Here is a 6,000-nt window from a genome sequence, read left to right as displayed (position 1 = left end):
TGCGAGCAGGGCACCAAGGCCCACAAGTGCGCCGCTACCCAACAGGGTACGGCGGTTGAAAATGGTCGAATCCATAGAAGAAGCGCTCCTATCATCGGTGACGGTGTGATATATGTGCATGTCAGGCCGTTATTCGCAGGTCAAGCTGACCACCGGAAGGGAAACAGCCCCGTAGCGCACCCAACAAACGCATCAATGCGTTATGGAACACTACAGTTACCACCCTACCGCATGTTTGCCGCCGTTTGTATTCTTTTGGGTGCTACAGCGACGAAACATCACCATACGAACACCTCAATGCTTTATGTATCAAATAAGTACCTGCACGCAAAGAATTTACACATAGTGGCGAGTGTTCCCCAGCAAAAGCATCCCCGCAACAGACCAGGGGAGAGGGCTGCGGACCAAAAGAATGAACAGCAAGCTAGGGGAGTAGTTAGAGGGGCAGAGTAATGGCCGATAGGTTTAGGGAATATCGATAGGCTATTGCCTCCTCCGCGGGTTTAAAACCCACGGCGAAGACACTAACCTATCGAACGCTGCGCCCACCCAAGAGCACCCGTCCAAGACAGACCCTGCCCAAAACACACTCCACCTCAGCCTCCTCACCCAAACGCCCAGGCCTTCGCAATCCCGCCCTCCGCGTTCCAGCTCAGAAGCCCCTCCCGCATATCCCACCCCCCACTCCCTCCTCGTGCCCGTAATGTGGCGGGCAACTCATGCGGCTCACGCGGGGTGTTAGACAGTACTACACTTAAAGCGGAAGTCACATCGCCGTCACTGAAGAAAAGAGTTTTTGTGCCCACCACGACCGTACATTTGACCGACCGCATCCCTCGCGTTTCTGCTGATGAGTTGCTGGCGGGTTTCCGTCCCTCTGAGCGTTTTGGTGAAGTGTCTTTTGATAGCTACATTCCTGATCCGAATCAGCCGTCGCAGGCTGAGGCTGTGCAGAAGCTGAAGGATTTTGGCGACAAGATTAATGGTGGCGGTGCTGGTGCCGGTTTCTTTGGTCGCCTGTTTGGTGGCAAGAAGAAGGATTCGACGAAGGCTGGCCTGTACCTTGACGGCGGTTTTGGTGTGGGTAAGACTCACTTGTTGGCGTCGCTGTGGCATTATGTGGACGGCCCGAAGGCGTTCGGTACTTTTGTGGAGTACACGAACCTGGTGGGTGCGTTGACGTTCCGTAAAACGGTTGAGGCGTTGAGCAGCTATAAGCTGGTGTGTATTGACGAGTTTGAGCTGGATGATCCGGGTGATACTGTGCTCATGTCTCGTCTGATGCGTGAGCTGGCGGATGCTGGCGTGAAGCTTGTGGCGACCTCGAACACGCTGCCTGGTGCGCTGGGTGAGGGCCGTTTTGCGGCTGAGGATTTTAAGCGTGAGATTCAGGTGCTTGCTTCGCAATTTGAGGTGCACCGTGTGGATGGTGAGGATTTCCGTCACCGTGGCCTGCCTGCCGCACCGGAGCCTGTTGCTGATGATGCGTTTGAAGCGAAGGTTGAGGAAGTGTTCGGCGGCCAGACTGTTGGTGTTGATAACTTCGCTGACCTGGTGGAGCATCTTGCGAAGGTGCACCCGTCGCGTTACCGTCAGCTGATTGATGGCCTGGATGGTATTGCGTGGCGTGATGTTCACCCGATTACTGAGCAGTCGGTGGCGTTGCGTTTTGTGGTGTTGGCTGACCGCCTGTATGACAAGGACTTGCCGATTGTTTCTTCGGGTGTGCCTTTTGACAAGGTGTTTACTGAGGAGATGCTGGCTGGTGGTTATCAGAAGAAGTATTTCCGTGCGGTGTCTCGTTTGACTGCGTTGGCTCGTGAGGGCATGCTGGGTGAGGAGGCGGAGCGCTAGTTCCGCTGTTCGCCGGGGCCGAGCTTTGGCCGGCTCGGGTTTTGATGCGCTGTTCTTTCTAGTCCCGTGAGACTCGAAGCTCGCCCGGTTTGCATGGTTAGCTTGGTTAGTCTGGTTTACCTGAACCGCGCCAACCCCTCTCATACGTGAGGACCCTCGCCGGGTCGCTTAGGAAGCACCCGGCGGGGGTCTTTGTGTGAGCGAGAACCTGGTACGTGACGGGAACATGGCGTGTCGCTCGCATGGTTTCTTCCCTTGCCAGGGAGTTATGCGGGGGTAGATGTGGTTGGAGTGTATAATTTTGCGTGTAGCCTCCGCGAGGTTCTCGCGAAGCACCCGTTTCTGCCGCATGGTTGCGGGCTATTTTCGGGTAGCTATTTCCCTTCCTTTTCGGAGGGACTTTCATTGAGGGCTGTAGCGGAAATGCCTACAACCTGGCAGTTTGCCAGCATTTCCCTTCCTTTTCGGAGGGACTTTCATTGAGGGCCATACCCGGTCATCACACCATCACCGGTCACCAATTTCCCTTCCTTTTCGGAGGGACTTTCATTGAGGGGTCGCGGTGCTTGCTCTTGGCATGGGTGGGGGCGCGAGATTTCCCTTCCTTTTCGGAGGGACTTTCATTGAGGGTAAATACTCTTAAATCGTCGCCCTGATTTGTCGTGAATTTCCCTTCCTTTTCGGAGGGACTTTCATTGAGGGGCCGAGGAGGTTGCCTTCTCTGTAGCATTCGGCAATAATTTCCCTTCCTTTTCGGAGGGACTTTCATTGAGGGCCTGTGTGACCGACCGACCGACCGACCGACCGACGGATTTCCCTTCCTTTTCGGAGGGACTTTCATTGAGGGTCGATGGGGGCGCGTCCCTCCCAGCCTGGAGCCCTGGAATTTCCCTTCCTTTTCGGAGGGACTTTCATTGAGGGCCTGTGTGACCGACCGACCGACCGACGGGTCGATGAAATTTCCCTTCCTTTTCGGAGGGACTTTCATTGAGGGTGCAGAAACCACATTCTCTATTGCCGCGAGGTACGCATTTCCCTTCCTTTTCGGAGGGACTTTCATTGAGGGGGCATCGTCGGCACCGACACCAACTCTTTTTGCCATGCATTTCCCTTCCTTTTCGGAGGGACTTTCATTGAGGGGGCAGACAGTGCCGCAAGCTGGGTAGCTGCCGCGCCAATTTCCCTTCCTTTTCGGAGGGACTTTCATTGAGGGCATCGTCATCGCCTGCCTTCTGCTCTCACAAGAACATTTCCCTTCCTTTTCGGAGGGACTTTCATTGAGGGGCCCGCTACGCCCTCAAGCAGGAATACGGCGCCGCTAAGATTTCCCTTCCTTTTCGGAGGGACTTTCATTGAGGGCTTTGATGCAATCGCTAGCTCCACTGAACCTGGGAATTTCCCTTCCTTTTCGGAGGGACTTTCATTGAGGGGTTCCCCACGGACGTCTTCAAAGCAAACGGCGTCATTTCCCTTCCTTTTCGGAGGGACTTTCATTGAGGGGCTTGCGGGTAGACAGGCGGAGTTTTTGCACGTCCATTTCCCTTCCTTTTCGGAGGGACTTTCATTGAGGGTAACGCGGTCGCTAAGGCGTCGGAGGCCGCCGGTAAATTTCCCTTCCTTTTCGGAGGGACTTTCATTGAGGGAAGTGGCACTCCAGTTCAGGATGCTCTGGCAAAGAATTTCCCTTCCTTTTCGGAGGGACTTTCATTGAGGGTGTTCAGCTCAACGTTTTCTGAGAGAGCCACAGGAATTTCCCTTCCTTTTCGGAGGGACTTTCATTGAGGGCGAGCACGTCGCAAGGGCGTTAAGGGCGTGCTGGATAAATTTCCCTTCCTTTTCGGAGGGACTTTCATTGAGGGGGCGCTGTATAATCGCGCGTACTGGTTTTTTGCACCCATTTCCCTTCCTTTTCGGAGGGACTTTCATTGAGGGTTTGACATGCTGCGTGAGAAGGTATCGGGCTGGAATTTCCCTTCCTTTTCGGAGGGACTTTCATTGAGGGTACTATGCCGCCGTATTTCAGGTATGGAGTAAACCTATTTCCCTTCCTTTTCGGAGGGACTTTCATTGAGGGCCAGACCCGGCGCATGAGGAAACGGCGCAGCAGGCATTTCCCTTCCTTTTCGGAGGGACTTTCATTGAGGGCGTGAGCCTCAGATGCTGCCGCTCCAGCCGGGACACATTTCCCTTCCTTTTCGGAGGGACTTTCATTGAGGGCCGCATGCTTATTCGCGCTGCTCAAAAATACGGCATTTCCCTTCCTTTTCGGAGGGACTTTCATTGAGGGCGGATACAAGGGTGTGGCTAGGGTTTGCCTTCTGTTATTTCCCTTCCTTTTCGGAGGGACTTTCATTGAGGGATGCTGGCGAGGCATTGCCAGAGCCCACACGACGCATTTCCCTTCCTTTTCGGAGGGACTTTCATTGAGGGATCTCGAATGAGCGAGTTTCTGCGGTGAAGTATTTCATTTCCCTTCCTTTTCGGAGGGACTTTCATTGAGGGCCAATACCCTCACCTTTCGGTCCACGAAGCTCGCGATTTCCCTTCCTTTTCGGAGGGACTTTCATTGAGGGCAGGGTTCAGGGCGTTGATGGTCAGTGGTCTTCGAATTTCCCTTCCTTTTCGGAGGGACTTTCATTGAGGGATGCTGAACATTCCCAACAAATTTATTCGCGACGAGTTGAGATTTCCCTTCCTTTTCGGAGGGACTTTCATTGAGGGTGTGAGTAAAGGTTCGGCAATTCGCGCCACCTGCATTTCCCTTCCTTTTCGGAGGGACTTTCATTGAGGGTTAGGTAGACACCAATGACCTGGGCGAAATCAATCCCATTTCCCTTCCTTTTCGGAGGGACTTTCATTGAGGGCTGGCCCGCCCAGGGGTAATCATCCGTGCCGCTGGTATTTCCCTTCCTTTTCGGAGGGACTTTCATTGAGGGTTGACGTTGACCGCGTAACCATCCTGCACACGAAATTTCCCTTCCTTTTCGGAGGGACTTTCATTGAGGGAAAAGTCCCGCGGCTAATTGCAGAACCAGCCCGGGAATTTCCCTTCCTTTTCGGAGGGACTTTCATTGAGGGAGCCGCGCCATGCTGGAGCGCACTGCTGCACTGGTATTTCCCTTCCTTTTCGGAGGGACTTTCATTGAGGGTCAGATTCGCCGAGCATGCCCTCACGAGCCAACGCAGATTTCCCTTCCTTTTTGGAGGGGCTTTCATTGAGGCCGCGCAATGATGACAACCTCCATCAACATCTAAACCATTTCCCTTCCTTCTGGGAAGGGCTTTCATTGAGGCGTCGTGATTGCCAACAGGGTTCAGGGTACAGATGGTCAATTTCCATACAGATTTGTGGGGACTTTCATTGAGGCACAAGCTCAGTTGCTCCGGCGGATGCGGTTATCAAGGATTTTCCCTTCCTTTTTGGAGGGCTTTCATTGAGGCTTCGTGGCTAATGAGTGGACTTCCTCTAGCGGTCGTTCCATTTCTTCGCTTTCTAGCAGAGACTTTCATTGAGGCGGCCGAATGCGGCGGGAATGAGCGGCTACGGTCACGTATTTCCCTTCCTTTTCGGAGGGACTTTCATTGAGGGCTCATGCACTGAGTGAGACAGGTGTATATTATGAGATATTCTCTCTATAAGAGAGAGACTTGCATTAAGGCACAACGTGGCCGCACCAACGGCAAGTATCGCCGCTGGCTATTTCCCTACTTTTTCGTAGGTACTTTCATTGAGGCGTAGAGGGCCCGACCATTGGCAAGTAGCTGTCCTCGGGATTTCCCTTCCTTTTGGGAAGTGCTTTCATTGAGGCTTTGTCGGCCATTTAAACGGCTGTGTCGCTGATGCCGATTTCTTCGCTGTCTAGCGGAGACTTTCATTGAGGCTCGCCCATCGCGCGGATTGCCGCCTGCGGGTCATTCAGATTTCTCTACCTTTTCGTAGGGACTTTCATTGAGGCGGTTCAGGTTCAGGGATAAAAGGCTCCACGCTCAGATTTCTCTTCCTTTTTGGAAGGGCTTTCATTGAGGGCCGTCGGGTGTGTCTGAAACTCACGCCTGGGTAATCTTATCTTCGCTTTCAAGCGGAGACTTTCATTGAGGCACCACGTGACCGCACCAACGGCATGCATCGCCGATTTCCTTACAGTT

Annotated in this window: 1 protein-coding gene and 1 CRISPR repeat array; the gene reads left to right on the top strand. The window is 53.5% G+C overall.

Going from position 1 to position 6,000, the window contains the following annotated elements:
• Positions 1–798 precede the first annotated feature (798 nt).
• A complete protein-coding gene (zapE, locus tag ROTMU0001_RS00620) occupies positions 799–1,854 on the top strand; it encodes a cell division protein ZapE (protein ID WP_005507543.1) in 1,056 nt (351 codons plus the stop codon).
• A gap of 376 nt (positions 1,855–2,230) precedes the next feature.
• A CRISPR array of direct repeats spans positions 2,231–5,148; the repeat unit is 36 nt; unit sequence ATTTCCCTTCCTTTTCGGAGGGACTTTCATTGAGGG.
• Positions 5,149–6,000: the final 852 nt, after the last annotated feature.

Origin of the sequence: Rothia mucilaginosa ATCC 25296 (assembly GCF_000175615.1) — a bacterium.
Lineage (GTDB): Bacteria > Actinomycetota > Actinomycetes > Actinomycetales > Micrococcaceae > Rothia > Rothia mucilaginosa.
The sequence above is the reverse complement of the archived record's forward strand: the minus strand, read 5'-3'. Positions and strand labels throughout refer to the sequence as shown.